We start from the raw sequence: 334 nt of genomic DNA, 5'->3' as shown, positions 1-334 counted from the left end.
CGTTATTCTCCAGATACAAGTAATCACATTTTGAAAGTTTTAAATTCAATTCCAAAACATCAGCTTTGGATACCTGCACAGGTGCTTGAAGAATATAAACAAAATCATGACAACGTCAGAAATTTGGCGCGTAATAAATATAAAGAGGTAACTAGTGAAATAAATCGTATTATAAGTAATGCTGAAAATAGCTTTTTTAAACAGTTTACAAGATTTAACAAGCTTAGTTTTCCTAAAGTTCAAGAGTTAAGTAAAGATACAAATCAAGCAATTACGAGAATGAAAGCTGCATCCAAAAAATATGCTGAAGAAATTAAACATGAAATAGAAAAAA

1 protein-coding gene is annotated in these 334 nt (G+C 29.0%); it reads left to right on the top strand.

All coding sequences use genetic code 11. The features are described 5' to 3' along the window. On the top strand, positions 1-334 hold a 334-nt coding region (locus tag KVT37_RS31990; protein WP_217578994.1), incomplete at both ends, for a PIN-like domain-containing protein.

Origin of the sequence: Mesorhizobium sp. GbtcB19 (assembly GCF_019091085.1) — a bacterium.
Classification (GTDB): domain Bacteria; phylum Pseudomonadota; class Alphaproteobacteria; order Rhizobiales; family Rhizobiaceae; genus Mesorhizobium.
Note: the sequence above shows the minus strand (reverse complement) of the source record. Positions and strands in the feature narration are given on the sequence as shown.